Below are 1,186 nucleotides of genomic sequence, written 5' to 3'. Positions count from 1 at the left end.
AGGGACCCTCTGATTTATCCCTCGCGCCCGCTACCATAGCGCACCCTCCGCAGAATGTTCAGCCGATGAAGCAGACGACCTTCGACTCCTTGGCGTACACGGCGAAGAAGAAGCAGACGCGCCGTGAGAAGTTCCTGGCCGAGATGGAGCAGGTGGTGCCATGGTCGGCTCTGTTGGCCTTGATCGAGGAGCACTACCCGAAGGGTGGCAAAGCCGGACGACCGCCGATCCCTGCGGCGGTCATGCTTCGGATCCACTTTCTGCAGCAGTGGTATGCGTTGAGCGACCCAGCGATGGAGGACGCGCTGTACGAGATCGAGTCGATGCGTCGTTTTGTTGGACTGGAGCTCAACGTCGATGCGATCCCGGATGAGACCACGATCTTGAAGTTCCGACGCTTCCTTGAGAAGCACTCGCTGGCGCCGAAGATTCTTGAGGCTGTCAATGCCCACTTGATGGCGCGTGGCATGCAGATGCGTGCCGGCACGCTGGTGGACGCGACGATCATCCATGCGCCGAGTTCGACCAAGAACAACGCCGGCAAGCGCGACCCTGAGATGCACCAAACCAAGAAGGGCAATCAGTGGTACTTCGGCATGAAGGCGCACATCGGCGTGGACTCTGAGTCGGGCTTGGTCCGCGTCGTCGTGGGCACGGCGGCCAACACCGCGGACGTCACCCAGGTCGGTGCACTGCTTACCGGAGAGGAAACCACCGTGCATGCGGACGCGGGCTACACCGGGGCGCACAAGTACGTGAGGGGCAAAGCGGAACTGCACGTCGCGGAGAAGCGCGGCAAGGTCAAAGCCATCGCGGACGCCGTGGTGAAGGAAGCGACGGAGACGCTGGAGCGGCTGAAGGCGCAGCTGCGTGCGCGGGTCGAGCACCCGTTCCAGGTGTTGAAGTGCCAGTTCGGCTTCACCAAGGTGCGGTATCGGGGTCTGGCGAAGAACACAGCGCAGTTGCAGACGCTGTTCGCGTTGGTCAACTTGAAGATGGCGCGCCGCCGATTGGCGGCGGCAGCATGAGTGCGTCCGCGGAGCGGGGAATTCCCCCCGATCCGCGGCGAAAGAGCTGAAAGGCGGCATCGAAAGAAAGCCGAGCGCTCGTCCCGAAGGACGAGTGGCGCGAAAAATGGACCCGCAAACCTGGCGAGACTGAAACAGTCGTGTAGTTCAGAGGCTCC

Annotated in this window: 1 protein-coding gene; it reads left to right on the top strand. The window is 62.2% G+C overall.

The genetic code is table 11. The annotated features are described in order from the left end of the window. Positions 1-65 precede the first annotated feature (65 nt). Complete coding sequence (locus IQ254_RS31200; protein WP_193970012.1) at positions 66-1,028, top strand: IS5 family transposase; 963 nt, start codon at positions 66-68, stop codon at positions 1,026-1,028. The last annotated feature ends 158 nt before the right edge of the window (positions 1,029-1,186 follow it).

The sequence above is a fragment of the Nodosilinea sp. LEGE 07088 genome, assembly GCF_015207395.1.
GTDB lineage: Bacteria > Cyanobacteriota > Cyanobacteriia > Phormidesmidales > Phormidesmidaceae > Nodosilinea.
This window is presented reverse-complemented; position numbering and strand designations above follow the sequence as displayed.

Coding starts and splice junctions, on each gene's coding strand:
- IQ254_RS31200 (WP_193970012.1), top strand. CDS start 66: ATGAAGCAGACGACCTTCGACTCCTTGGCGTACACGGCGAAGAAGAAG.